Annotated in this window: 28 protein-coding genes and 1 tRNA gene; 27 read left to right on the forward strand and 2 right to left on the reverse strand. The window is 26.1% G+C overall.

Annotated elements, in window-relative coordinates; all coding sequences use genetic code 11:
- The first annotated feature begins 4 nt into the window (after positions 1 to 4).
- The 7 genes from pstB (at position 5) to B5D11_RS02980 (ending at position 6916) form a co-directional block, all read left to right on the forward strand.
- Positions 5 to 754 (forward strand): phosphate ABC transporter ATP-binding protein PstB, encoded by a 750-nt coding sequence (gene pstB, locus B5D11_RS02950; protein ID WP_078681560.1) that lies wholly within the window; start codon positions 5 to 7, stop codon positions 752 to 754.
- 21 nt (positions 755 to 775) lie between these two features.
- Complete coding sequence (gene phoU / locus B5D11_RS02955) at positions 776 to 1438, forward strand: phosphate signaling complex protein PhoU (RefSeq protein WP_078681561.1); 663 nt, start codon at positions 776 to 778, stop codon at positions 1436 to 1438.
- Between the two features lie 98 nt (positions 1439 to 1536).
- Positions 1537 to 2850, forward strand: a complete 1314-nt coding sequence (locus B5D11_RS02960) for a DUF512 domain-containing protein (RefSeq protein ID WP_078681562.1) — start codon at positions 1537 to 1539, stop codon at positions 2848 to 2850.
- A 3-nt stretch (positions 2851 to 2853) separates the two neighbouring features.
- Complete coding sequence (gene der / locus B5D11_RS02965; protein ID WP_078681563.1) at positions 2854 to 4170, forward strand: ribosome biogenesis GTPase Der; 1317 nt, start codon at positions 2854 to 2856, stop codon at positions 4168 to 4170.
- 1 nt (position 4171) lies between these two features.
- Positions 4172 to 5176, forward strand: a complete 1005-nt coding sequence (locus B5D11_RS02970; RefSeq protein ID WP_078681564.1) for an NAD(P)H-dependent glycerol-3-phosphate dehydrogenase — start codon at positions 4172 to 4174, stop codon at positions 5174 to 5176.
- An 85-nt stretch (positions 5177 to 5261) separates the two neighbouring features.
- The gene (spoIVA, locus tag B5D11_RS02975; RefSeq protein WP_078681565.1) at positions 5262 to 6740 is read left to right on the forward strand and encodes a stage IV sporulation protein A; all 1479 of its coding nucleotides are present in this window, start codon (positions 5262 to 5264) and stop codon (positions 6738 to 6740) included.
- Positions 6741 to 6840: 100 nt separating this feature from the next.
- Positions 6841 to 6916: transfer RNA gene (locus tag B5D11_RS02980), tRNA-Pro, on the forward strand.
- Between the two features lie 57 nt (positions 6917 to 6973).
- Here the strand turns inward: B5D11_RS02980 and B5D11_RS12620 are convergent.
- Entirely contained in the window at positions 6974 to 7138 is a 165-nt protein-coding gene (locus B5D11_RS12620) for a hypothetical protein (RefSeq protein WP_180376943.1), read from the reverse strand.
- An 85-nt stretch (positions 7139 to 7223) separates the two neighbouring features.
- Here B5D11_RS12620 and B5D11_RS02985 point away from each other — a divergent pair, with 85 nt between their 5' ends.
- The 19 genes from B5D11_RS02985 (at position 7224) to B5D11_RS12625 (ending at position 24449) form a co-directional block, all read left to right on the forward strand.
- The gene (locus tag B5D11_RS02985; RefSeq protein WP_078681566.1) at positions 7224 to 7787 is read left to right on the forward strand and encodes a cob(I)yrinic acid a,c-diamide adenosyltransferase; all 564 of its coding nucleotides are present in this window, start codon (positions 7224 to 7226) and stop codon (positions 7785 to 7787) included.
- Between the two features lie 115 nt (positions 7788 to 7902).
- A complete protein-coding gene (locus B5D11_RS02990; protein WP_078681567.1) occupies positions 7903 to 9051 on the forward strand; it encodes an aminotransferase class I/II-fold pyridoxal phosphate-dependent enzyme in 1149 nt (382 codons plus the stop codon).
- Positions 9052 to 9267: 216 nt separating this feature from the next.
- Complete coding sequence (locus tag B5D11_RS02995) at positions 9268 to 10146, forward strand: YicC/YloC family endoribonuclease (protein ID WP_078681568.1); 879 nt, start codon at positions 9268 to 9270, stop codon at positions 10144 to 10146.
- A 15-nt stretch (positions 10147 to 10161) separates the two neighbouring features.
- The gene (locus B5D11_RS03000) at positions 10162 to 10437 is read left to right on the forward strand and encodes an extracellular matrix/biofilm regulator RemA (RefSeq protein ID WP_078681569.1); all 276 of its coding nucleotides are present in this window, start codon (positions 10162 to 10164) and stop codon (positions 10435 to 10437) included.
- Positions 10437 to 11066 carry a guanylate kinase gene (gmk, locus tag B5D11_RS03005; protein WP_078681741.1) on the forward strand — a complete coding sequence of 210 codons (630 nt, stop codon included), beginning with the start codon at positions 10437 to 10439 and terminating at the stop codon, positions 11064 to 11066. Before B5D11_RS03000 ends, gmk begins: the two co-directional genes overlap by 1 nt.
- Complete coding sequence (gene rpoZ, locus B5D11_RS03010; protein WP_078681570.1) at positions 11047 to 11265, forward strand: DNA-directed RNA polymerase subunit omega; 219 nt, start codon at positions 11047 to 11049, stop codon at positions 11263 to 11265. Before gmk ends, rpoZ begins: the two co-directional genes overlap by 20 nt.
- Complete coding sequence (gene coaBC / locus B5D11_RS03015) at positions 11266 to 12450, forward strand: bifunctional phosphopantothenoylcysteine decarboxylase/phosphopantothenate--cysteine ligase CoaBC (protein ID WP_078681571.1); 1185 nt, start codon at positions 11266 to 11268, stop codon at positions 12448 to 12450. It begins immediately after the preceding gene.
- An 82-nt stretch (positions 12451 to 12532) separates the two neighbouring features.
- A complete protein-coding gene (priA, locus tag B5D11_RS03020; RefSeq protein WP_078681572.1) occupies positions 12533 to 14734 on the forward strand; it encodes a primosomal protein N' in 2202 nt (733 codons plus the stop codon).
- A gap of 22 nt (positions 14735 to 14756) precedes the next feature.
- A complete protein-coding gene (gene def, locus B5D11_RS03025) occupies positions 14757 to 15209 on the forward strand; it encodes a peptide deformylase (protein ID WP_078681573.1) in 453 nt (150 codons plus the stop codon).
- Positions 15206 to 16135, forward strand: coding sequence for a methionyl-tRNA formyltransferase (gene fmt / locus B5D11_RS03030; protein WP_078681574.1), 930 nt, complete (start codon positions 15206 to 15208; stop codon positions 16133 to 16135). The genes def and fmt overlap by 4 nt, the downstream gene beginning before the upstream one ends.
- A gap of 39 nt (positions 16136 to 16174) precedes the next feature.
- Positions 16175 to 16855, forward strand: a complete 681-nt coding sequence (locus tag B5D11_RS03035) for a zinc metallopeptidase (protein ID WP_078681575.1) — start codon at positions 16175 to 16177, stop codon at positions 16853 to 16855.
- A 121-nt stretch (positions 16856 to 16976) separates the two neighbouring features.
- On the forward strand, positions 16977 to 18302 hold the full coding sequence (gene rsmB, locus B5D11_RS03040; RefSeq protein WP_078681576.1) for a 16S rRNA (cytosine(967)-C(5))-methyltransferase RsmB: 1326 nt from the start codon (positions 16977 to 16979) through the stop codon (positions 18300 to 18302).
- Between the two features lie 8 nt (positions 18303 to 18310).
- Positions 18311 to 19360, forward strand: a complete 1050-nt coding sequence (gene rlmN / locus B5D11_RS03045) for a 23S rRNA (adenine(2503)-C(2))-methyltransferase RlmN (protein ID WP_078681742.1) — start codon at positions 18311 to 18313, stop codon at positions 19358 to 19360.
- 2 nt (positions 19361 to 19362) lie between these two features.
- Positions 19363 to 20106, forward strand: a complete 744-nt coding sequence (locus B5D11_RS03050) for a Stp1/IreP family PP2C-type Ser/Thr phosphatase (RefSeq protein ID WP_078681577.1) — start codon at positions 19363 to 19365, stop codon at positions 20104 to 20106.
- Positions 20081 to 22021 (forward strand): Stk1 family PASTA domain-containing Ser/Thr kinase, encoded by a 1941-nt coding sequence (gene pknB, locus B5D11_RS03055; RefSeq protein WP_078681578.1) that lies wholly within the window; start codon positions 20081 to 20083, stop codon positions 22019 to 22021. Before B5D11_RS03050 ends, pknB begins: the two co-directional genes overlap by 26 nt.
- Positions 22022 to 22047: 26 nt before the next feature.
- On the forward strand, positions 22048 to 22914 hold the full coding sequence (gene rsgA / locus B5D11_RS03060; protein WP_078681579.1) for a ribosome small subunit-dependent GTPase A: 867 nt from the start codon (positions 22048 to 22050) through the stop codon (positions 22912 to 22914).
- The gene (gene rpe / locus B5D11_RS03065) at positions 22911 to 23561 is read left to right on the forward strand and encodes a ribulose-phosphate 3-epimerase (RefSeq protein WP_078681580.1); all 651 of its coding nucleotides are present in this window, start codon (positions 22911 to 22913) and stop codon (positions 23559 to 23561) included. The genes rsgA and rpe overlap by 4 nt, the downstream gene beginning before the upstream one ends.
- Positions 23562 to 23563: 2 nt before the next feature.
- On the forward strand, positions 23564 to 24199 hold the full coding sequence (locus B5D11_RS03070; RefSeq protein ID WP_078681581.1) for a thiamine diphosphokinase: 636 nt from the start codon (positions 23564 to 23566) through the stop codon (positions 24197 to 24199).
- A gap of 85 nt (positions 24200 to 24284) precedes the next feature.
- A complete protein-coding gene (locus B5D11_RS12625; protein WP_164850139.1) occupies positions 24285 to 24449 on the forward strand; it encodes a hypothetical protein in 165 nt (54 codons plus the stop codon).
- A 149-nt stretch (positions 24450 to 24598) separates the two neighbouring features.
- Here B5D11_RS12625 and rpmB read toward each other — a convergent pair whose 3' ends face one another.
- On the reverse strand, positions 24599 to 24790 hold the full coding sequence (gene rpmB, locus B5D11_RS03075; RefSeq protein WP_078681582.1) for a 50S ribosomal protein L28: 192 nt from the start codon (positions 24788 to 24790) through the stop codon (positions 24599 to 24601).
- A 266-nt stretch (positions 24791 to 25056) separates the two neighbouring features.
- Between rpmB and B5D11_RS03080 the strand changes: the two genes are divergently transcribed.
- Entirely contained in the window at positions 25057 to 25407 is a 351-nt protein-coding gene (locus B5D11_RS03080) for an Asp23/Gls24 family envelope stress response protein (RefSeq protein ID WP_078681583.1), read from the forward strand.
- Positions 25408 to 25413 lie beyond the last annotated feature (6 nt).

The following is a 25413-nucleotide window of genomic DNA, read 5'->3' on the forward strand; positions in this document are numbered from 1 at the left end:
TTTTATGAATGTTATACAAACTAAAAATTTAAATCTTTATTATGGAAATGTTCATGCTTTAAAAAATATAAATTTAGATATAGCAAAAAACAAAGTTACTGCACTTATTGGACCTTCAGGTTGTGGTAAATCTACATTTTTAAGAACATTAAACAGAATGAATGATTTAATAGATAATGTTAAAATAGAAGGACAAGTAATATATGAAGGCAAAAATATATATAATGATTATGATGTAATAGAACTTAGAAAAAAAGTTGGAATGGTTTTTCAAAAACCTAATCCATTTCCTATGTCTATATATGATAATATTACTTATGGTCCTAAGATTCATGGAATAAAAAATAAAAATGTTTTAGATGAAATTGTTGAAAAAAGTCTTAAAGGGGCTGCACTATGGGATGAAGTTAAAGATAGGTTAAAAAAAAGTGCACAAGGATTATCAGGAGGTCAACAACAACGACTATGTATAGCAAGGGTATTAGCAGTTGAACCGGAAGTAATTTTAATGGATGAGCCAACTTCTGCTCTTGATCCAATATCAACAGGAAAAGTAGAAGAATTAATGGATGAACTTAAAAAAAAATATACAGTAGTAATTGTAACCCATAATATGCAACAGGCTGGAAGAATTTCTGATAATACGGCTTTCTTTTTAAATGGTGAAGTCATTGAAAGTGGTAAAACTGAAGATATATTTTATAAACCTAGAGATAAAAGAACTGAAGATTATATAACTGGTAGATTTGGATAATAAAAAATAGAGGTGATTTTTATGGCAGCAGCAAGAAGCTCTTTTGATAATAATTTACAAGAATTATATAATGATATAAAAAATATGGGAAATATGGTTGAAGATCAAATAAGTTTATGCATAGAATCATTGTTAAAGCAAGATGAAAAACTTGCAAATAAAATAATTGAAAATGATGATTTAGTAGATAATATGCAAAAAGAAATAGAAGATAAATGTATAAAACTTATAGCTACTCAACAGCCGTTAGCTCATGATTTAAGAATAATATTTACTACTTCAAAAATTGTAACAGATTTAGAAAGAATGGCTGATTATGCAGTTGATATAGCTAAAATAGCAAAAAGATTAAAAGATGAAAAATATATAAAACAACTTATTGATATCCCTAGAATGGGTGAAAAAGCAAAAGAAATGGTAAGACTTTCAGTCAATGCATATATTGAAGGAAATGTAAAAAAAGCTTATGAAATATGCAAGATGGATGATGAAATAGATGGAATTTATAAACAAATTTTTAGTGAGCTTTTAATATTAATGATGAGTGATTCAAGTACAATTAAACAAGCTACTCAATTTTTATTTATTTGCAAGTTTTTAGAAAGATTTGCAGATCATACTACTAATATATGTGAATGGACAATTTATTTAGTTACTGGTGAGCAAAAAGATTTGAATGAATAATAAAAACCCCTTAAAGGGGTTTTTATTATTCATTGACTAAAATTTATAGTTAATGTATTATAACTAAATGAGTACATTACCAAATTAGGGGTGATAATATGAAAAACAAAATAGTAAAAGTTGAAAAAGGGAGTATAGCAGAAGAACTAGGAATTGAAGTCGGAGATAAACTTATTAGTATTAATGATATAGAAATAAAAGATGTTATTGATTATAAATTTTTAACTACTGATGAATTTATAGTTGTTAGAATAGAAAAAGAAAATGGAGATATATGGGATTTAGAAATTGAAAAAGAATATGATGAGAAATTAGGTATAGAATTTGAAAATTCTATATTAGATGAGGCAACAAGATGTTCTAATAATTGTATATTTTGTTTTATAGATCAACTGCCTAAAGGTATGAGAAAAACACTTTATTTTAAAGATGATGATTCTAGATTATCATTTCTTCAAGGAAATTTTATTACTTTAACTAATATGAATGACGAAGATATAAATAGAATTATAAAATATAAAATTAGTCCTATTAATGTTTCTGTTCATACAACAAATCCTGAATTGAGAGTAAAAATGCTTAATAATAGATTTGCAGGAGATATATACAAAAAACTTGAAAAACTAGCCAAAGGAGGTATTGAAATTAATTGTCAAATTGTTTTATGTCCAGGATTAAATAATGGGAATGAACTAAAAAATACAATAGAAGATTTATTTAAGTTATATCCTTCTATTAAAAATGTAGCAGCAGTACCAGTAGGAATTACAAAATTTAGAAAAGGTTTATTTGATATAACTTTATATAATAAAGAAAGCAGTAAAGAAGAAATTATAAATATGTCTAAACTTCAAAAGAAATATATAGAAAAGATAGGATATCCTTTTATAAGATTATCTGATGAATTTTATGTGATGGCAGGCATGGAAGTACCTAATGAAGAATTTTATGGTGAATATGAACAGCTTGAAGATGGTATAGGTATGATACGAATTTTTAAAAGTAATATAAAAAGAAGTTTAAAAAAACTTAAAAAAAATGTTAAAGGAGATTTTACTATTGTAACAGGAGTTTCAGCTTTTGATACAATAAAAGAAGCAGCAGATCAAATAATGAAACTAAATAATAAAATAAAATTAAATGTGATAAAAATTACAAATAAATTTTTTGGAGAAACTATAACTGTAGCAGGGCTTTTAACTGGTCAGGATATTATAGAAAAGCTTAAAGAATGTAATTTAGGGCAATATATAATTATATCTAAAAATATGCTTAAGAGTGATGAAAAAATATTTTTGGATGATATAAAAGTAGAAGATATAGAAAAAATTTTTGGTAAAAAAATACTCATTGCAGAATATACTGGTGAGGATTTAATTGATATATTAAATAATTTTAGCAAGGAGGAATAATAAATGGGAAAACCAATTGTAGCTATTGTTGGAAGACCAAATGTAGGAAAATCAACTCTTTTTAATAAAATTGCAGGTAAAAGAATTTCAATTGTAGAAGATACCCCAGGAGTAACAAGAGATAGAGTATATGCTGAAGCTGATTGGCTTAATTATAATTTTACTATTATTGATACAGGTGGTATTGAACCTGAAAATGAAGATATAATTCTTTCTCAGATGAGAAGACAGGCACAAATTGCTATAGATACAGCAAATGTTATAATTTTTATAGTTGATGGCAAAGAAGGACTTGTGGCTGCTGATTATGAAGTAGCACAAATGCTTAGAAAAAGTAAAAAACCGATTGTACTTGTTGTAAATAAAATAGATAGTTTAAAAGAAGAAGATAATGCATATGAATTTTATAATTTAGGAATAGGAGAGCCTATAACAATTTCAGCATCACAAGGATTAGGACTTGGAGATATGTTAGATAAGGTAGTTTCCTATTTTCCTAAAGATTTAGATGATGAAAAAAACAATGAATATATTAAAATTGCTATTGTTGGAAGGCCTAATGTTGGGAAATCTTCTCTTATAAATAAACTTTTAGGAGAAGAAAGAGTTATAGTAAGTGATGTACCAGGTACAACAAGAGATGCTATTGATAGTGTTCTAGAAACAGAAAATGGGAAATTTATTCTTATTGATACAGCAGGTCTTAGGAAAAAAAGTAAAATAAAAGAAGAAATTGAAAGATATAGCGCTATTAGAACTTTAGCTGCAATAGAAAGAGCTGATGTATGTATACTTGTGATTGATGCTACAGAGGGGGTATCAGAACAAGATGAAAAAATAATAGGATATGCTCACGAGCAAGGGAAAGCTATAATGATTGTAGTTAATAAATGGGACTTAATAGAAAAAGATAATAAAACTTTAAATAATTATACAAAAGAATTGAAATATAAATTATCTTTCATAGATTATGCTCCATATGTATTTATTTCTGCAAAAACAGGTCAAAGAGTACAAAAAGTTCTTGAAATTGCAAAACAATGCTTTGAAAATTTTTCAAAGAGAATTGCTACAGGAATATTAAATGATGTAATAAACAGAGCTGTATTAATGAAAGAACCACCTATAGTAGGTTTTAAAAGATTAAAAATTTATTATGTTACTCAAGTAGAAACAAAACCTCCAACTTTTGTATTTTTTGTAAATGATCCTGATGCACTACATTTTTCTTATGAAAGATATTTATTGAATCAATTAAGAGAAAGTTTTGATTTTAAAGGAACAGCTATAAAATTTATTTTTCGAGAAAGGAAAGAATAAAATGAGCGATAAAGTTTCTTTTTTAGGTGCTGGAAGCTTTGGAAGTGCCTTAAGTATAATGCTAGCTAAAAAAGGTTTAGAAGTGAATATATGGGATAGAAATAAAAATATTATAGAAAATATTAATATAAAAAGAGAAAATAAAAAATATCTTCCTGGTATAAATATTCCATACAATGTAAAAGCTTTTGACAGCATTAAAGATACTATCAAAGATAGTGATTTTATCGTTTTGGCTGTACCTTCTCATGCTATAAGAGATTTGAGCAGACAGATTAAACATATTATAAAGGAAAATCAAATTATAATAAATATTGCTAAGGGTATAGAAGAAAATACATATTTAAGACTATCACAAGTTATAGAAGAAGAAATCCCAAATAACCCAATTGTTATATTATCCGGGCCAAGTCATGCTGAAGAAGTAGCAAATGATATACCTACTGCTGTGGTAGTAACATCAAAATATATGGAAGCTGCAATGAAAGTTCAAAATTTATTTATGACGGATAAATTTAGAGTATATACTAATAATGATATAATTGGTATTGAAATAGGAGGAGCTGTTAAAAATATAATAGCACTGGCTGCTGGTATATCAGATGGGATAGGTTATGGAGATAATGCAAAAGCTGCTCTTATGACAAGAGGAATGACTGAAATTACGAGAATTGGAACAAAATTAGGTGGGAAAAAAGAAACATTTTTCGGGCTTACAGGAATGGGAGATCTTATAGTTACATGTACTAGTATGCATAGTAGAAATAGAAAAGCTGGTATATTGATAGGGCAAGGTTTTACTCCAAATGAAGCTATTGAAAAAATAGGAATGGTCGTTGAAGGAATAAAATCTTGCAGTATATTTTATAAACTAAAAGAAAAATTAAATATTTCAATGCCTATTACTGATGTGCTTTATAAAGTTATATTTGAAGGATTAGATCCTGAATATGGAGTTTATAAATTAATGTCTAGAGATAAAAAAGATGAAATTTATATGATGTAAAATTAATCTATAAAAAATAAGTAATAAATTTTATTTCCCTCAAATATATATATATTGTTAGTAAGTATTTATTGGAGGGAATGCGTTGGAAAAGTTCGATATATATAAGGATATAGCAGAAAGAACACAAGGAGATATATATGTAGGAGTAGTTGGACCAGTAAGAACAGGAAAATCGTCTTTTATTAAAAGATTTATGGATCTAATGGTTATTCCTAATATTGAAAACTCCTATAAAAAACAAAGAGCTAAAGATGAATTACCACAAAGTGCATCTGGAAAATCTATTCATACTACAGAGCCTAAATTTGTACCAAATGAAGCTGTTGAAATTCATATTGGTGATGGGGTAAAATTTAAAGTTAGAATGGTTGATTGCGTTGGTTATATAGTAAAAGGTGCATTAGGATACTCAGAGGTAAATGGTCCTAAAATGGTTACAACTCCATGGTATGATCATGAAATACCTTTTGAAGAAGCTGCAGAAATTGGAACTAAAAAAGTTATAAATGAGCACTCTACTATAGGGTTAGTAGTAACTACTGATGGATCAATAACTGATATTCCAAGAGAAGATTATTTAGAAGCAGAAGAAAGAGTAGTAAAAGAATTAAAAGCTATAAATAAGCCTTTTATAATAATTTTAAATTCAGCAAATGTTAATGATCCTAAAACTGAAGAATTAAGGAAAGAACTTGAAGAAAAATACGATGTACCTGTACAAACTTTAGATGTATTAAATATGAATGAAAATGACATAGCTACTGTTTTTCAAATTGTACTTAAAGAATTCCCAGTTTCTGAAATTAACATAGACATTCCAGAATGGATTGAAAAGTTAGAACCAAAGCATTGGTTAAAGATCGACTTTTTAAATCTTGTTAAAGATATGTGTAAAAAAATTTTTAAGGTTAGAGATGTTAAACGCTCTATAGAAGATTTTAAAGAAGTTGAGTTTTTAGATTTAGCAGATTTAAGCGAAATAAATATGGGAAATGGTACTGCTCGAGTCATACTTAATCCTAAAAAGAATTTATTTTATAAAGTACTTAGTGAAGTATGTGGTAGCGATATTAAAGGAGAAAATGAGTTATTATCTATAATTAAAACTTTAAATGAAGCAAAGGTTGAATATGATAAAGTAGCACAAGCTTTAAAAGATGTTAGAGAAACAGGATATGGATTAGTTTCTCCACAATTATCTGAAATGAAATTAGAAGAACCTGAAGTTGTAAAACAAGGTAATAGATGTGTAGTTAAACTTAAAGCAAGTGCTCCTTCACTCCATTTTATAAAAGCTGATATTGAAAGTGAAATATCTCCAATAATGGGCACTGAAAAACAAAGTGAAGAACTTATGAAATCATTATTAGATCAATTTGAAAATGATAAATCAAAAATTTGGCAAAGTAATATGTTTGGAAAACCTTTAGAAATATTGGTTAAAGAAGAACTTCAAAATAAACTTTATAAGATGCCTGAAGATGTTCAAATAAAACTTCAAAAAACTCTTCAAAAGATTATCAACGAAGGTACGGGCGGATTAATTTGTATAATTTTATAATTTTTAAATAATTTATTTTACCTAAATCAATAAAAATAGGCTTGTATAAGCCTATTTTTATTGATTTTTTTATATCTTATGTTATAATTAAATTTGTTATCTGGGTATGGCGCAGATGGTAGCGCGCTAGAATGGGGTTCTAGAGGTCGCAGGTTCAAATCCTGTTACCCAGACCATGAGAGAGACTGTAATCTTTAAATGATTACAGTCTTCATTTACTTTTTAGAGACACATTATAATTTTCCATCGTAAAATTCAATTATTTTTATATAATTGCCACCAAGTTTAGATGTAAGATTATCATTATATCCGTAAGAATTTTTATAATTTAAAAACGAATCTTCATTTTTAAATTGTGACTTCTCATCTTGTATATTTTCTAAAGGTTTATTATACATATAATCACCTCCATAGTCATAGATTGTGCAACTTAAATTAACATATACATATAAAAAATATTACATATACGAAAGGAAGAAATATATGGATAAAATTTATACTAAAAGTGGTGATTATGGTTATACCACAAATTTTTTAGGTAAAAAATGTTTTAAAGGAGATATTGAAATAGAATTACAAGGTCAGATAGATAAAGTAAATTCTGAAATAGGTTTTTTACGAAGTTTAGTAAATGATATAGAAACAACAACAGACAAATCAAATTCATACGATTTAGATAATATATTAAAAAAAATACAATATCAGTTATATTTAGTAGGAATTGAAATTTCAATGGAATTTACTAAAGAGCATATATTAGAAGATGATATAAATTTTTTAGAAAAAAATATAGATTTTTTAATATATAATACAAAACCAATGGATACTTTTATTTATTATTCTGGAAGTAAAGAATCTACTTTTTCTCATATAATAAGATCAGAAATAAGAAAAAGTGAAATAATATTTGCCAGATTATTTCAAAATAGGAACTACCCTGTAAGTTATAAATATATAAATAGGCTTTCTGATTATTTTTTTGCATTAAGCAGATATTTAAATAATTTAAATAATATTAGTGATGAGCCTTTAAAACATATTAAATAAAAATAAGTATATAATTTATTATTTCAATATAGCTTTTATTATGTAAAAATAATTTGTAACACTTATTAATTTTTTGAATAAAATAATAAAAAATTAATAAGTTGGAGGAAAATTAATGATTTTTAATAATAGGCTAAATAATATATCTGAATATCATTTTCAAAAGTTAGAAATGATAAAAAAAGAGGCATTAAAATCAGGTAAAAAAATTATAGATTTAAGTATAGGGGATCCAGATTTACCTGTAGAAAATGAAATTATACAGGCCCTTATAGAGAGTTTAAAATTAAAAAATTTTAACAAATATCCCCCTTATGAAGGTATCGAAGAATTAAAAAAGGCTATAATTAAATATTATAAAGAAGTATTTTCAGTAGAACTTCAATTAAATGAAGTTTTAATTCTTATTGGTTCTAAAGAAGGTATAAATAATATTATACCAGCTATATGTGATATAGGTGATTATGTAATAACTCCTATACCTTCATATCCTGTATATAAAACTTGTTGTCACCTTTGGGGTGTTAATACTTATGATTTACCTCTTTTTGAAAAAAATTCATATTTACCACAGTTTAACAAAATACCAAAAGAAATTTCAAATAAAAGTAAAATGTTAATATTAAATTATCCTAATAATCCGACAGGGGCCATAGCTAATAGTGATTTTTATAAAGATGTAATAAAGTATTGTGCAAAAAATAATATTGTATTATGTAATGATGGAGCTTATAATGAAATAATAAAAGAAGGAGAAAAAACACTAAGCATTTTGCAATTTGATGAAAAAAAACAATGTATAGAATTTGGTACATTTTCTAAAATATATAATATGACAGGTTTTAGAATTGGATATGCTGTAGGAAATAGTAATATTATTAGATCTTTATTAAAAATAAAAAGTAATGTAGATTCTGGACAATTTATACCAATACAATACGCTGCTATAGAAGCATTAAAATTAAATAGAACTTATGTAAATAAAATAAGAAAAATATATGACGAAAGGAGAACTGCTGTTAAAGAAATTTTAGAAAATCATAATATTCATTTTTTTGATGGTGAAGGGACTTTTTATATTTGGTGTAAAACTCCTAATAAATTTACTACAGAACAATTTTGTGAAGAGCTTTTAATTAAATACGGAATAATAGTAACTCCAGGAATTACATTTAGTGAATTTAGTAAAGAATATTTCAGGATATCTTTAACGCAGGATACAGGAAAAATAGTTAATACGCTTAATAAGTTAGAAATATTTTAAAAAATTATAAAACTATTATTATATAAGTTATTTTATATTAAGATATTTACTTATAGATGTTTAACAAAGGTTTTTTAAGCTATATTTAAATATCTATAAGTAAATTTTATAAAATGTAATATACAATTATGACTTAAATTTATCTTGCAATATAAGGGAAGAGTTATGTATAATTAGGTAAGAACTGAATACTGGTATGGAAGGATGAACTTAACAATGTTGAAAAGTATGACCGGATTTGGTAGGGGGAGTATTGAAGAAAATTCTAAAAATTTTAGTGTAGAAATTAAATCTGTTAATCATAGATATTTAGAGATTAATATAAAAATGCCTAGAAATCTTTTGCCTCTTGAAGAAAGAATTAGAAAAGTAGTTTCCCAAAAAATAAACAGAGGAAAAGTTGATATTTTTATTACAGAAAAATCACTTACATATAGTAATACTAAGGCAAATTTTAATTATGTTTTAGGAGATAGTTATATAAAATGTCTTAAAGAAATTAAAGAAAGATATGAAATAAAAGATGATATTTCAGTATCACTTATATCAAGGTTTCCTGATGTTATTACATTAGATCAAGAGGAAGAAAATTTAGATGAAGTTTGGAATATATTGTATGTGCCTTTAAATGATGCTGTTAATCTTCTTTTAAGCATGAGGGAGAAAGAAGGAAGTAAGTTAAAACAGGATATACAAAAAAGATGTGACTATATAAAAGAGTTAGTAGATAAAATCTCTGAAAGATCGCCATATGTAGTTAAAGAATATAAAGAAAAATTAGAAAAAAGAATAAAAGATTTAACTAATAATACGATTATAGATGATAATAGAATTGCATTAGAAGTTGCAATTTATGCAGATAAATCAAATATAGATGAAGAAATAGTAAGATTAAATAGTCATATATTACAAATAAAAGAAACATTAGATTTAGATGAACCTATAGGAAGAAAATTAGATTTCATAGTTCAGGAAATGAATAGAGAAGCAAATACTATAGCATCTAAAGTTAATGATTTAGACTTATTAAATATGGTTTTAAATATAAAAAATGAAGTTGAAAAAATCAGAGAGCAAGTACAAAATGTTGAATAAATTAGGAGGAAAGTTATGAGCATCAAATTAATAAATATTGGGTTTGGCAATATTGTATCAGCAAATAGATTAGTAGCTATAGTTAGTCCTGAATCAGCGCCTATAAAAAGAATTATACAAGAAGCAAGAGATAGAGGAATGCTTATAGATGCTACTTATGGAAGGAGAACAAGAGCGGTTATAATAACAGACAGCGATCACGTTATATTATCTGCTGTGCAACCAGAAACTGTAGCACATAGATTATCAACAAATAAAGAAGATATTGAGATAGATGAGGTTGAAGAATGATGAAAGAAAAGGGACTTTTGCTTGTTATATCAGGACCCTCTGGTGCTGGTAAAGGGACTATATGTAAGGCACTTTTAGATAAAAATGATTTTTGGATTTCTGTATCTGCTACAACCAGACAAGCAAGGCAAGGAGAAATCCATGGAAAGAATTATTATTTTATAAGTAGAGAAGAATTTGAAGAAAGAATTAAAAATAATGATTTTTTAGAGTATGCAGAAGTTTATGGGAACCTTTATGGAACTCCTAAATCTAAAGTTATAGAAATGCTTGAAAAAGGGAAGGATGTTATATTAGAGATTGACATTCAAGGTGCATTAAAAGTAAAAGAAGCTTTTCCAGAAGGAGTTTTTATTTTTATACTTCCACCTTCTATGGAAGAATTAAAAAAAAGAATTATTAAAAGAGGAAGCGAAACTCCTGAGTCTCTTATGACTAGATTTAAATCTGCATATAAAGAAATTAATTATGTATCAAAATATAGTTATGCTGTTGTAAATGACGAAATAGATGAAGCTGTTAAAAAAATTGAAAGCATTGTAATTGCTGAAAGATGCAGAGTGGATAGATTAAAAGATACTATTTTAAACTCAAAGGAGGAATTTATTCATGAACAACTCTATGATTAATCCATCTATTGTAGATTTATTAAAAAAAGTTGATAATAGATATTCTTTAGTGATAATAACGTCTAAAAGAGCAAGACAAATTATAGCAGGAGATAAGCCTTTAATTGATGTAGATAAAAATAAGCCTCTTACTGTTGCTATAAATGAAGTAAATGCTGGTGTTATCACTTATGAAACATTGAAAGAAGGAATAAAATAAATGACTTCTTCAAAGTGCGTGGTAATAGGTGTTTGTGGCGGGATTGCTGCTTATAAAGCTTTAGATATAGTAAGTAACTTAAAAAAAAATAATATAGATGTTAAAGTTATAATGACTCAAAATGCTTCAAAATTTGTAACACCACTTAGTTTTCAATCTCTTAGTCAAAATATGGTTACACTAGATATGTTTGAAGAGCCAAAAGCTTGGGAAATACAGCATATATCTCTTGCTAAACAAGCAGATTTAATGCTTATAGCTCCAGCTACAGCTAATATTATAGGTAAAATAGCCAATGGTATAGCTGATGATATGCTTTCAACTACTATAATGGCTACTAAAGCTCCAGTAGTGTTTGCTCCAGCTATGAATACAAATATGTATAATAATCCTATAGTTCAAAATAATATAGAAAAACTTAAAAGTTATGGATATAAATTTATTTCTCCATCTAATGGAAGATTAGCTTGTGGTGATATTGGTGAAGGCAAATTGGCAAACACAAAACTTATAAGTGATGTTATATGCAGTATGATATATGATATTAAAGATATGAAAGGTAAAAAAGTACTTGTAACTGCCGGACCTACAATTTCTCCTATAGATCCGGTTAGATTTATAAGCAATAGGTCTAGTGGCAAAATGGGATATGCAATTGCTGAAGAAGCAAGAGATAGAGGAGCTGATGTAGTTTTAATATCAGGACCTACTAATTTAGATATTCCTTTTGGAATTAAAACAATAAAAGTAAATACAAATGAAGAAATGTATAAAGAAGTATTGAAGTATTTTGATTCTTCAGATATTGTAATTAAATCTGCTGCTGTAGCTGATTATAAACCCAAAGAATATTCCACTAATAAAATAAAGAAAAAAGATGATATTTTATCTTTAGATTTAATAAAAGACACTGATATTCTATATAATTTAGGTAAAATTAAGAAAAATCAAATATTGGTTGGATTTGCTGCAGAAAGTAACGATATAATTACTAATGCTAAGTCTAAGCTTAAAACTAAAAACTTAGATTATATTGTAGCAAATGATATTACGGGAAAAGATATAGGATTTACTTCTGACTATAACAAAGTTACAATCATAAATAATAAAGGTGAATGTTTTCACTTAAATAAAATGTCTAAAAAAATGGTGGCTAGAGAACTTTTTAATATAATAAATACATAAATTATTATATTCTTAGGGGCAAACTTGATTATTTAAATCAAGAGTGTACCCTTTTAATTTATTCTTTATAAAGGGTGATTAAGTGTATAAATATGCTGGAATTATAGTAGATAATATATCCGCTCAAGTTGATAAAGTTTTTATATATTCTATACCTGAAAATTTGAGAGAAAGAATTGAACTTGGAATTAGAGTAAAGGTTCCTTTTGGAAATTCTAACAAAAAAATTGATGGATTTATTATAGAATTATATGAAAATTATGAAAGTAAAATTAATATAAAAGAAATTGTAGAAATTTGTGATAATTATTCTTTTTTAAATGCAAAAGATATTGAACTTATTAAGTTTATGAGGGAAAATTATTTATGTACTTATTTGGAAGGAATAAAAGCTATAATACCTAATAGTGTAATTAAAGGCAGAAAGGAAAAAAAAAGAGATGTAGTTTTTGCTTCTAATTCACTTGAAGGTAAGTATAAAAAAGATCCATATATTAAAATATATAATATAGTTTTAAATAATAATGGTTTATATAATAAAAATGAATTAAAAAGAATTTATAAAATCTCAATTTCTTCTATTAATACTTTGATTAAACATGGTTTTTTAACAACTAAAGAAGTCATATTAAATAGATATGATAATAGAAGTTTTAATAATTATCCTAAAAAGATTTTAAATGAAGAACAGCAAATTGCTATAAATAAAATTAATAAATCAAATAATAATGTTTTTCTAATTCATGGTATAACGGGTAGTGGAAAAACAGAAATATATATGCAATTAGTTAGTGAGATGATAGAAAAAAATCGCGATTCAATTGTTTTAGTCCCTGAAATTTCTCTAACCCCTCAGATGGTAGAAAGATTTAAAGGTAGATTTGGGAAGGATATTGCTGTTTTTCATAGTAAGCTTTCAGAAGGTGAAAAATTTGATGAATGGCTTAGAGTAAAAAATGGTAAAGTTAAAGTTGCTATAGGTGCTAGATCTGCAGTATTTTTGCCTTTTAATAATTTAGGATTAATAATAATAGATGAAGAACATGAATATACATATAAATCTGAAAGTGATCCTAAATATAATACTTTTGAAATAGCTAAGTTTAGATGCAATTTAGAAAACAGTAAACTTATCTTAGGTTCTGCTACACCTTCTATAGATACTTATTACAAAGCAAAAAATGAAGAAATAGAACTTATAAGTTTAAAAAATAGAGCTGATAATGCAATGCTTCCTAAAATCGAATTAGTAGATATGAGAGAGGAACTTATAGAGAATAACAAATCAATATTTAGTAAAAAATTATACAATGAAATGAAAAAATGTTTACAAAAAGGTGAACAAATAATATTATTTTTAAACCGAAGAGGATATTCTACATTTATTTCTTGCAGAAAATGCGGATATGTGTTTAAATGTGAAAATTGTGACATATCATTAACTTATCATAATGAAAGCAATATTTTAACTTGCCACTATTGTGGAAACACAAAGAAGGTAACCAATATATGTCCTAAATGTAAAAGTAATTATGTTAAATATTTTGGAATAGGAACTGAAAAAATTGAAACAGAAACAAAAAAATATTTTCCAAAAGCAAGAATATTAAGGATGGATTTTGATACAACAAGGGGAAAAAATTCATACGAAAATATTTATAATACATTTAAAGAAAATAAAGCAGATATTCTTATTGGTACTCAAATGATCGCTAAAGGATTAGATTTTAAAAATGTTACTTTAGTTGGAATTATAGCAGCAGATTTATCGCTTAATATTCCAGATTATCGTTCTGGAGAAAGAACATTTCAACTTATAACACAGGTTGGAGGAAGAGCTGGAAGAGGAGATAAACCTGGAAAAGTTATAGTACAAACTTATAATCCCGATAATTATAGTATTACAAATGCTATTTCTAATGATTATGAAAATTTTTATAACGAAGAGATATCTATAAGAAAAGATATGAATTATCCGCCTTTTTCAAAAATATTTTCTATAAATTTAAGTAGTAAAAATGAAGAATTATTAATAAAAAATATACAAAATATTGGTGTAATATTAAAAAATATTATTAATAAAAATGATAAAATAGAGATGCTAGGGCCATGTCCTTGTTCAATATCAAAAATAAATGAATATTATAGGTGGCATATAATTTTAAAAGGAGAAATATATAATGATTTAATGCATAATGTAAAAAATATTATATACGATTTAACAAAAAATTCTTATAATGATATTAGAATTAGTTTGGATATAAATCCTAACAGCATTTTGTAAAAATAAATTGGAGGTATAAATTATGGCAATTAGAAATATAAGAGTTCTTGGAGATGAAATATTAAGGAAAAAAAGTAAAAAGGTTGATGAAATAAATACTAGAATTAAAATTTTGATTGATGATATGCTTGAAACAATGTATAAAGCTAATGGAGTAGGACTTGCTGCTCCACAAGTTGGAATTTTAAAAAGAATTGTAGTTATAGATGTTGGTGATGGCCCTATTATATTAATTAATCCAGAAATTATAGACTCTCAAGGTGAATATTTGGATGAAGAAGGGTGTTTAAGTATACCTGGGCAACAAGGTAAAGTTTTAAGGCCAGAAAAAGTTAAAGTTAAAGCATTAAATGAAAAAGGAGAGGAAATCATAATAGAAGGTGAAGGTCTTTTATCAAGAGCTTTATGTCATGAAATTGATCATCTAGATGGAATATTATATATAGATAAACAAATAAAGGGTGATATTAAATGAAAATAGTATTTATGGGTACACCAGAATTTGCTGTACCATCTTTAAAAAATCTTGTAAATAATTTTAAAGTAGAGGCTGTATTTACTCAACCAGATAGACCTAGAGGAAGGGGACAAAAATTAAGTATATCTCCTGTAAAAGAAGAGGCATTAAAGTATAATATTCCTGTATATCAACCTAATAAAATAAAAAAAGATATGGAAAGTATAAATGTTTTAAAAAAAATAAATCCTGATTTTATTATAGTAGTTGCTTTTGGTCAGATACTTCCAAAAGAAATACTTGATATTCCTAAATATGGATGTATAAATCTGCATGCATCACTTTTACCCAAATATAGAGGTGCTGCTCCAATAAATTGGGCGGTTATAAATGGAGAAAATAAAACTGGTAATACCACCATGCTTATGGATTCAGGATTAGATACAGGAGACATACTTTTAAAAAGTGAATACAATATTACTGAGGATATGACTGCTGGTGACGTACATGATATATTAATGAAAGACGGTGCAGAGCTTTTAATAAAAACTATAAATGGTATTGTTGAAGGGAAAATTACACCTAAGAAACAAGACAACTCTGAAAGTAGCTATGCTCCTATGATTTCAAAAGAAATAGCAAAAATAGACTGGAATTTAAAAGCTAATGATATTAAAAATTTAATACGAGGTTTAAATCCTTATCCTGTTGCATTTACACAATATAAAGATAAAATTATGAAAGTTTATAAAAGTACTGTAATAAATAAAAAAGCTAATTATAAACCAGGATATATACTTAAAGTAAGCAAAGAAGGAATAGAAGTAGCTTCAGGAGAGGGAATATTGTGCATAAAAGTAATTCAATTTCCTGGAGGTAAGCCAATGTCTGTTGAAGAATATATTAATGGTAATACTATTGAAGAGGGAGTTATATTATCATAAAAATTATTATAATAATTTTTGTATGAAAGGAGGATATAAATGTTTTATGATTATACTTATATAATTTTAGTACCAGCTTTAATAATATCATTTTGGGCTCAATTAAAAATAAATTCAACTTTTAGTAAATATTCAAAGATTAATAGTATTAATGGATATACTGGAGCACAAGTAGCTAGGATGCTTTTAGATATAAATGGTTTATATGATGTTCCAGTTGAAGTAATTAATGGACGATTATCGGATCATTATGATCCTTCACGTAGAGTTATGAGATTGTCTAGAGATGTATTTTATGGTACTTCCGTGGCATCTATAGGAGTAGCAGCACATGAAACTGGTCATGCAATACAACATAAAGAAAGATATGCTCCTTTAACTATAAGAAATTCCATAGTACCTATAGTTAATATTAGTTCAAATTTATCATGGATTTTATTTATTTTAGGAATTATACTCGGGTTTGCAGATTTAATCAATCTTGGGATAATACTTTTTAGTGCAGTAGTCTTATTTCAGCTTATTACTCTTCCAGTGGAATTTAATGCTTCAAGAAGAGCTCTACAGTCACTTAAAAGCAGAGCTATACTGTATGAAGAAGAATTAAATGGTGCTAAAGCTGTACTTAAGGCTGCAGCTATGACTTATGTGGCTGCTGCTTTAGTAGCAATTTCTCAACTTTTAAGACTTATTGTTATAAGTGATAGAAATAGAGATTAAAATAAAGTTTTTATAAAAATTTAACTTATACATGTACTTATAATAATTTTAATTTATTATTGTGCATGTATAAGTTAATAATTTATATAAAAACCTTATAAAATAAGGGGTAGATAATTTAATGAATAATTCTAGAGAGATAGCAGTAGAAGTATTAAATTTAGTAATTAATAATAATTCATATTCCAATATAGTGTTAAATTTAAAATTAAAAAAATCAGATCTAAATGATAAAGATAAAGCATTAACTACAGAGATTGTATATGGCACTTTAAAATATAAATACACTATAGATAAAATACTTTCAAGTTTTTTAAAATCTTCTATTGAAAAACAAGATAATACTATATTAAATATATTAAGAATATCAATTTATCAAATTAGATATCTATCTAAAATACCTGATTTTGCAGTTGTTAATGAAAGTGTTGAAATTGCCAAAAAATACAAATCTATAAATGCTTCTAAATTGGTTAATGGTGTTTTAAGAAATTATTTAAGAAATAAGGATAAAGTTTTTTATGATAAAAATGATAAAATTCAAGAATTATGTTTTAAATATTCTTTTGAACCATGGATGGTAAAAATGATTATAAATCAGTATGGCAGTAATGCAGAAGAAATATTTAAAGGATTAAATTCTATACCTAATATAACTGTTAGAATAAATAATTTAAAAACAAATTATAATGAAGCTTTTGAAAAGCTAAAACAATATGGATATAATATAGAAAGAGGTGTAATATGTAAAGAAGCCTTACGAATAATAAAAGGTAAAAGTATAGAAAATAATCCATTATTTAAAGAGGGATTTATAACAGTACAAGATGAAAGTGCTATGCTTGTAGCACATTCTATGGATATAGTATCTGACATTTTTATATTAGATATGTGTAGTGCTCCTGGAGGGAAAACAACGCATATAGCGGAACTTATGAATAATAGTGGGAAAATTTATGCCTTTGATATATATGAAGATAAATTATCTTTAATTAAGAATACTGCAGAAAGATTAGGTATTACTAATATTACTTGTAAAATTAAAGATGCTACTGTGTTTGATGAAAAATTTATAGATAGTGCTGACAGAGTATTGATAGATGTTCCATGTTCAGGTCTTGGAATTATAAGAAAAAAACCAGAAATTAAGTGGAATAAAACTATACAACAATTTAAAGATATTCAAAAAATTCAAAGAAATATTATGGAAAATGCGTCTAAATATGTAAAAAAAGGTGGAATATTATTGTATTCTACTTGTACTATAAATAAAAAAGAAAATGAAGAAAATATTAAGTGGTTTTTAAATAAGTTTACAAACTATGAAATAATTCCATTATTTTACGGTAAATTGGACAATATTATATATACTGATTATGGAGTTACTATATTGCCAAACAATTTTATGGATGGATTTTTTATAGCTAAGTTAAAAAGATTATGGTAGGTGCTTATATGATAAATATTCTTGATCTAACTCTTGAAGAATTAAAAATATGGATGAAAGAAAATAATGAAAATGAATATAGAGCTAAACAAATTTTTGATTGGATTTATAAAAAATATATTTGGGATTTTGAAAATATGAAGAATATCCCAAATGAATTAAAAACTAAATTAAAAAATTCATTTTATATAGGAATTCCTAAAATAATACAGGTTTTTAAATCGAAATTAGATGAAACAAAAAAAATGCTACTTGAATATGAAGATGGAAATATTATAGAATGTGTAGTTATGAAATATAATCATGGAAATTCAATTTGTGTTTCAACACAAATTGGATGTAAAATGGGATGCAAGTTTTGTGCATCAACTATAGAGGGACTTGTTAGAAATCTTACCTGTGGTGAAATTTTAGCTCAAGTATTAGTTTCTTCTAAAGAAATAGGAGAAAGAATTTCTAATGTTGTTTTAATGGGAAGCGGAGAACCTCTTGAAAATTATGATAATGTTATTAAATTTATAGAAGTTATAAATGCAGACTATGGACTTAACATAGGTCAAAGACATATAACTTTGTCTACTTGCGGTATTGTTCCTAAAATATTAAAACTTGCAGATAGAAATATGCAAATAACTTTAGCTATTTCTCTTCATGCCTTTAATAATGAATTAAGAAAAAAAATAATGCCTATAGCATATAAATATTCAATAGAAGATATAATATCAGCTTGTAATTATTATATAAAAAAAACTAATAAAAGAATTACATTTGAGTATGCTTTAGTTGAAAATGTAAATGATAAAAAAGATGATGCTGAAAAACTTGCTAAATTACTTAAAGGAATGTTATGTCATGTAAATTTAATACCTATTAATGAAGTAAAGGAAAAAGAATATAAAAAGCCATCTGTAGAAAATATAAAAACTTTTTATAATACACTTACAAAATTAGGGATAGAAACTACTATAAGAAAAGAAATGGGATCAGATATTAATGCTGCTTGTGGTCAACTTAGAAGAAGATATTTGCAAAACAGAAACAATGAAAAAGAGGTGTAAAAATGGCAGGGATGTTAACTGACCTAGGAAATGTTCGTGAAATAAATGAAGATTATTTAGGATATCATGAAGACATAGAAAAAAGAATATATGTTATTGCGGACGGAATGGGCGGACATAATGCTGGAGAAATTGCCAGCAAACTTGCTGTAGATACAACTATAGAATATATTAATTCTATTTGTTCATTAGATGACTTAGAAAAAGTATTAAAAGAAGCTATACAATTTTCAAATAAAAAAATTTATAATATTTCCAAAACAAAAGATTATTTAAATGGAATGGGAACAACCATAACTGCTTGCTTAATAAGTGGAGGAAAGATGGCTGTTGCTAATGTGGGAGATAGTAGATGTTATATTATTGATGATAATAGTATGCGCCAAGTTACAAAAGATCATTCTTTAGTGCAACAACTTTTGGATGCTGGAACTATAACCGAAGAAGAAGCTTACGTACATCCTAACAAAAATATAATAACTCGTGCATTAGGTACATTTTATGATGTTAAAGTAGATACATGTTTAATAGATTTAAAAAATGTATATAAGGTTATGTTGTGCACTGATGGTTTATCTAATTCACTTACAGACGATGAAATGTACGAGATTATATTAAATAATGATAATGATACAGCATGTTATAAGTTAGTAGAATTGAGTAAACAAAGAGGTGGAAAAGATAATATAACTGTCATTATTTTTGAAGGAGAGTGCAAGAATGATAGGAACTTTGCTGGGAAATAGATATGAAATTATAGAAAAAATTGGGGAAGGAGGGATGGCAGAAGTATATAAAGCTAAATGCAGACTTTTAAATAGATTTGTTGCAGTTAAAATTTTAAAGGAAGAATATTCTAAAGATAAAGAATTTGTAAATAAATTTAAAGCTGAGGCTGCATCTGCAGGAAGTATTTCTCATAATAATATAGTTAACATATATGATGTTGGTTCTGAAGGAACTTTAAATTATATAGTTATGGAATATGTACAAGGAATAACTCTTAAAGAATTGATAATTCAAAATGGGAGATTAGATTATAATAGAGCTATAGATATTGCAATTCAAATTGCAAAAGCAATAGAATGTGCACATAAAAATAATATTATACATAGAGATATTAAACCTCAAAATATATTAGTAACTAGTGAAGGAAATATTAAAGTAACAGATTTTGGGATAGCTAAAGTTTCTAATTCTGTAACTATAACAAATACTAATAAAGTTATTGGATCGGCACATTATTTTTCACCAGAACAAGCTAAAGGAAGTTTTGTAGATGGAAGAACAGATATATATTCATTAGGAGTTGTAATTTACGAAATGGTTACTGGAAAAGTACCCTTTGATGCTGAAAGCCCTGTATCTGTTGCGTTAAAGCATTTACAAGAACCTGTTATTCCGCCTAAACATATAAATGGAAATTTGCCAGATGGATTAAATAATCTTATACTAAAAGCAATGGAAAAAGATCCAATTAGCAGATATCAAAATATAAAGGATATGTTACTTGACTTACAGCAAATAAAAAATAACTCAGATTATAAAATTGATACTTTTGATTCATATTCAGATCATACTAAAATAATGAATCCAGTAACTGATTGTGAAATAGAAGAAAAAGAAGATGAAAATAGTGTTAAGAAGAAAAATTCTAAGAAACCAAAATTAAAATCAGCTTTAATTTTGGTACCTCTTGGTATATTAATAGTTATAATATTCTTTTTTGCAGGTTGGTATATTATGAGTAAAAGCTCAATTTCATCTAAAACTAATGAAAATACAGTATCAGAAACGGTTACAGTACCTTCTGTTGTTGGGATGACGGAATATGAAGCAGAAAAAGCAATAAGAGACAAAGGATTAGAGCCTGTTATAGGTTCAAGAGAAAAAAGTGATAAACCTGCAGGTATTGTAATAGCTTCTAATCCATCAGAAAATACAAATGTAAAATCTGGTTCGAAAGTTACAATTTATGTTAGTTCGGGTATGATGGAAATTAAAGTACCTGATGTCAAGGGAACAGATGTTAATGTGGCGATTAGTATAATTGAAAATAGCGGATTTAAAGTTGGAGAAAAAACTTATGAATTCAGCACTACTATTCCAGAAAATTCTATAATAAGTCAAACTCCTGAAGCGAATTCTTTTTTAGAGAAAGGTTCTAAAATTGATTTAGTTATAAGTAAAGGTCAAGAGATAATTTATACCAAAGTACCAGATTTATTTAATTTAACATTAAAAGATGCTGAAAATCTTTTGATAAGTAATAATTTAAGGTTAGGAAATAAAACTCCTATAGAAACTACAGATAAAAATCTTGATGGAAAAATTGTAAATCAAAATCCAGCGCCTAATGCTTCAAACATAAAAGAACAAAGCCAAGTTGATGTAAGTTACTATGTATATAAAGAAGAAAAAATAACCGTGCCTAATTTTATAAATAAAACTTTAAGTGAAGCTAAAACTGAAGCAGCTTCTTTAGGTTTAAATTTAGATGTTAAAGGTAAGGATAATGATATTGTAATTGAACAAAATCCTGCTCCTAACACAAAAGTATCTAAAGGAGAAAAGATAAAATTAAATACAAAATCTATTGAACAAAATCAAAATATAAATCAACCAAATCAAACAAGTCAAAACGATCAAGTAAATCAATAATTAAAAAATATTGCAAAGGAGGAAATATGGAAGGAACTATAATAAAAGGAATAGCTGGATTTTATTATGTAAAATCGGGTAATAAAATTATTGAGTGTAAAGCAAGAGGAAAATTTAGATTTAATGAACTTACCCCTATAGTTGGTGATAAAGTAGAAATTGATATAATTAATAATAAAGGTATTATTAATAAAATATATCCTAGAAAAAGTGAATTGATTAGACCTTCAGTAGCTAATGTAACACAGGTTTTTGTAATTTTTACTTTTTTAAATCCTAAATTAAATTTAGAATTACTTAATAAATTTCTTATATTATGTGAATACAATAATTTAAAAGCAATAGTTTGTTTTAATAAAATTGATTTAATTGAAATTAATGAATTTCAAGATATAGTCAATATGATAAAAAAGGCAAAATATGAGGTTTTATTTTTAAATGCTAAGTTAGGATATGGTATAGATTTATTGAAAGATAAATTAAAAAATAACATAACCGTATTATGCGGACCTTCGGGTGTTGGTAAATCAACTATTTTAAATCAATTACTTAATAAAAATTTAATGGAAACTGGGGAAATTAGTGAAAAAATTGGGAGAGGTAAACATACTACAAGACATAGTGAATTAGTAGAAATTGAAGAAGGTTTTTTAGTTGACACTCCTGGATTTACTTCCTTAGAAATGAATTTTATGTCTGCTCAAGATTTACAATATTGTTTCCCAGATTTTAAACCTTTTTTAAGTTTATGTAAATTTAGAGGTTGTACTCATTACAAAGAACCTGAATGCGCAATTAAACAAAAGGTTGAAGAAGGTAAAATTGATGAGAATAGATATAAATTTTATATTAAAATGTTACAAGAATTGACGAATAGGAGGTATAAAAAATGATAAAAATTGCTCCTTCTATATTATCAGCTGATTTTGCTAATTTAGGAGAACAAGTTAAATTTTTACAAGAATGTGGTGCAGATTTAATTCATATAGATGTTATGGATGGAAATTTTGTACCTAATATTACAATTGGAGCCCCTATAATAAAAAGTTTACGTAAATACGCAGACATACCTTTTGATGTTCATCTTATGATAAATGAACCAAGCAGATTTATAGATGATTTTATAAAAGCAGGTGCTGATATAATTACAATACATTATGAAGCTGATAAACACATAGATAGAACAATAAACTATATTAAAAGCTTCGGTATAAAGGCAGGTATAGCATTAAATCCTGGAAGTCCAGTTTCGTTAATTAAAGATTTGATTAATATTGTTGATATTGTATTAATTATGACAGTAAATCCTGGATTTGGAGGGCAAAAATATATTAAATATTGTTCTAATAAGGTTAAAGAAACAAAAAAATTAATTGAAAATATAAATAACAATATATTAATAGAGGTAGATGGTGGAATTGATACTTATAATATATCAGAAGTAACAGAATGTGGAGCGGATATTATAGTAGCAGGATCAGCAGTATTTAAGAATAATAAAATAAAAGAAAATATTATAGATTTAAGAAGAGGACTTTAAGTATGAAAGCTGTTATAATATCTGGAGGGACACCTCCTTCAGAAAAACTTTTAAAAGATGAATTAGTTGGGAATTATGTTCTTATATGTGCTGATAGCGGTGCAAAATGTGCCTACGAGTATAAAATTATACCTGATTATATAATAGGAGATTTTGATTCAACAGATGATTATATATTGAAATTTTTTTTAAATAAGAAATCTATAATTGAAACCTATCCTATAGAAAAAGATTATACGGATACTGAACTTGCAGTTATTAAAGCTTTAGAACTTAAAGTTGATAAAATTGTTTTTTTAGGATGTACAGGTACTAGACTAGATCATACATTTGGAAATCTAGCTTTATTATATAAATGTTTAGATAATAATACTGAAGCATTTATTAAAGATAATAATAATATAATTACAATGGTAAATCACAGCGTTATAATAAAAGGACAAAAGGGCGATAAATTTTCTATTTTTGCATATAATAAACCAATTATAAATTTAAGCATTTTTGGTGCTAAGTACAGTTTAAATAAATATATTTTAAAAATAGGGGATAATGTTACTATATCTAATGAATTTGTAAATAATGAAGTCAAAATAGATTTTGAAAGTGGAAACTTAATTATAATGAAAAGTATAGATTAGGATGCATAAGCATCCTTTTTTGTTCACAAAAATACTTTAATATCATATAATAATAGTAAAGTATTAGTGGGTGAGGGATAACATTTTGTCTAGAAAACATAAATTGAGAGAAAATGTAGGATGGATAATAGTAGCTATTGGTATAGGAATGGTTATAACTTTTATAATACCTATTTGGGGATGGATTATAGCTGTAGGTGGAGGATTAATTTATATAGGATGGTATTTAATAGAAAACTCACATCATTAAAAAGGAGTTGATATATAATGAAAATAATTGCAATAAAATTGCCTAAGTTCATATCTGCAATTATAAAATTTTTCAAAAGAAAAAAAGTATAAAGATTTTAACATATATAAAAATAAAAATGCAATTGCTTAGCAACTGCATTTTTATTTTTATACAGCACGTTGTACCTTACCAGAACGTAAACATCTAGTGCAAACATGTATAGTAGCTGGAGTTCCATTAACTATAGCTTTAATCTTCTTTAAATTTGGCGCCCATTTTCTCTTAGATTTACGATTTGAATGGCTTGCTTGTAATCCAGATATAACACCTTTATTGCAAATCTCACATCTTCTTGACACGAAAAACACCTCCTTAGAAATTGTGAAGAAAAAGTCTTCTCAATCCAAACATTTATTATTTTATCATATAAGATATATTTTTTGCAAGGAAAATATAAAAATTTTTCAAGTAATAACTTTTGTAAAATTATATTTTTGTTTTTTAGCATAATTAAAAATTTATTTTATTGAATAAATTTATTATTTAATATAAAATAAAGATAATAAAATTGTTATCTTTAAATATTTATTAAACTGTTTATTTATTAATATGAGGAGGATTTATTATGATAGGTAATATTTTAAATAAAAATGGATATATTGATTATTCAGAAGAAGTAGTTGCAAATATAATAGGTGTTTCTACTATGGAATGTTATGGGGTTGTAGGAATGGCCTCAAAAAATGCTAAAGATGGATTATGGGAACTAATAAAAGGAGAAAATTTAAGTAAAGGTGTAAAAATTCATTCAAAAGAAAATGAAGTTTCTGTTGAATTATATATAGTTGTTGAGTATGGAACTAAAATTTCTGTAATTGCTAATAATATAATTCAAAATATAAAATATAATGTGGAAAATTATACTGGACTTAATGTTTCGAGCGTAACAGTTAATGTTCAAGGTGTAAGAGTTTAAGGGGGT

This window comes from Clostridium sp. USBA 49, from assembly GCF_900167505.1.
In the GTDB taxonomy this organism is placed as follows: domain Bacteria; phylum Bacillota; class Clostridia; order Clostridiales; family Clostridiaceae; genus Clostridium_AT; species Clostridium_AT prolinivorans.

Coding starts and splice junctions, on each gene's coding strand:
- B5D11_RS02995 (WP_078681568.1), top strand. CDS start 9,268: ATGTTGAAAAGTATGACCGGATTTGGTAGGGGGAGTATTGAAGAAAAT.
- coaBC (WP_078681571.1), top strand. CDS start 11,266: ATGACTTCTTCAAAGTGCGTGGTAATAGGTGTTTGTGGCGGGATTGCT.
- B5D11_RS02970 (WP_078681564.1), top strand. CDS start 4,172: ATGAGCGATAAAGTTTCTTTTTTAGGTGCTGGAAGCTTTGGAAGTGCC.
- def (WP_078681573.1), top strand. CDS start 14,757: ATGGCAATTAGAAATATAAGAGTTCTTGGAGATGAAATATTAAGGAAA.
- pknB (WP_078681578.1), top strand. CDS start 20,081: ATGATAGGAACTTTGCTGGGAAATAGATATGAAATTATAGAAAAAATT.
- B5D11_RS02990 (WP_078681567.1), top strand. CDS start 7,903: ATGATTTTTAATAATAGGCTAAATAATATATCTGAATATCATTTTCAA.
- rsgA (WP_078681579.1), top strand. CDS start 22,048: ATGGAAGGAACTATAATAAAAGGAATAGCTGGATTTTATTATGTAAAA.
- rpe (WP_078681580.1), top strand. CDS start 22,911: ATGATAAAAATTGCTCCTTCTATATTATCAGCTGATTTTGCTAATTTA.
- gmk (WP_078681741.1), top strand. CDS start 10,437: ATGAAAGAAAAGGGACTTTTGCTTGTTATATCAGGACCCTCTGGTGCT.
- fmt (WP_078681574.1), top strand. CDS start 15,206: ATGAAAATAGTATTTATGGGTACACCAGAATTTGCTGTACCATCTTTA.
- B5D11_RS03050 (WP_078681577.1), top strand. CDS start 19,363: ATGGCAGGGATGTTAACTGACCTAGGAAATGTTCGTGAAATAAATGAA.
- phoU (WP_078681561.1), top strand. CDS start 776: ATGGCAGCAGCAAGAAGCTCTTTTGATAATAATTTACAAGAATTATAT.
- B5D11_RS03000 (WP_078681569.1), top strand. CDS start 10,162: ATGAGCATCAAATTAATAAATATTGGGTTTGGCAATATTGTATCAGCA.
- pstB (WP_078681560.1), top strand. CDS start 5: ATGAATGTTATACAAACTAAAAATTTAAATCTTTATTATGGAAATGTT.
- B5D11_RS12620 (WP_180376943.1), bottom strand. CDS start 7,138: ATGTATAATAAACCTTTAGAAAATATACAAGATGAGAAGTCACAATTT.
- B5D11_RS02985 (WP_078681566.1), top strand. CDS start 7,224: ATGGATAAAATTTATACTAAAAGTGGTGATTATGGTTATACCACAAAT.
- B5D11_RS02960 (WP_078681562.1), top strand. CDS start 1,537: ATGAAAAACAAAATAGTAAAAGTTGAAAAAGGGAGTATAGCAGAAGAA.
- rlmN (WP_078681742.1), top strand. CDS start 18,311: ATGATAAATATTCTTGATCTAACTCTTGAAGAATTAAAAATATGGATG.
- B5D11_RS03080 (WP_078681583.1), top strand. CDS start 25,057: ATGATAGGTAATATTTTAAATAAAAATGGATATATTGATTATTCAGAA.
- rpoZ (WP_078681570.1), top strand. CDS start 11,047: ATGAACAACTCTATGATTAATCCATCTATTGTAGATTTATTAAAAAAA.
- rsmB (WP_078681576.1), top strand. CDS start 16,977: ATGAATAATTCTAGAGAGATAGCAGTAGAAGTATTAAATTTAGTAATT.
- B5D11_RS03070 (WP_078681581.1), top strand. CDS start 23,564: ATGAAAGCTGTTATAATATCTGGAGGGACACCTCCTTCAGAAAAACTT.
- der (WP_078681563.1), top strand. CDS start 2,854: ATGGGAAAACCAATTGTAGCTATTGTTGGAAGACCAAATGTAGGAAAA.
- B5D11_RS03035 (WP_078681575.1), top strand. CDS start 16,175: ATGTTTTATGATTATACTTATATAATTTTAGTACCAGCTTTAATAATA.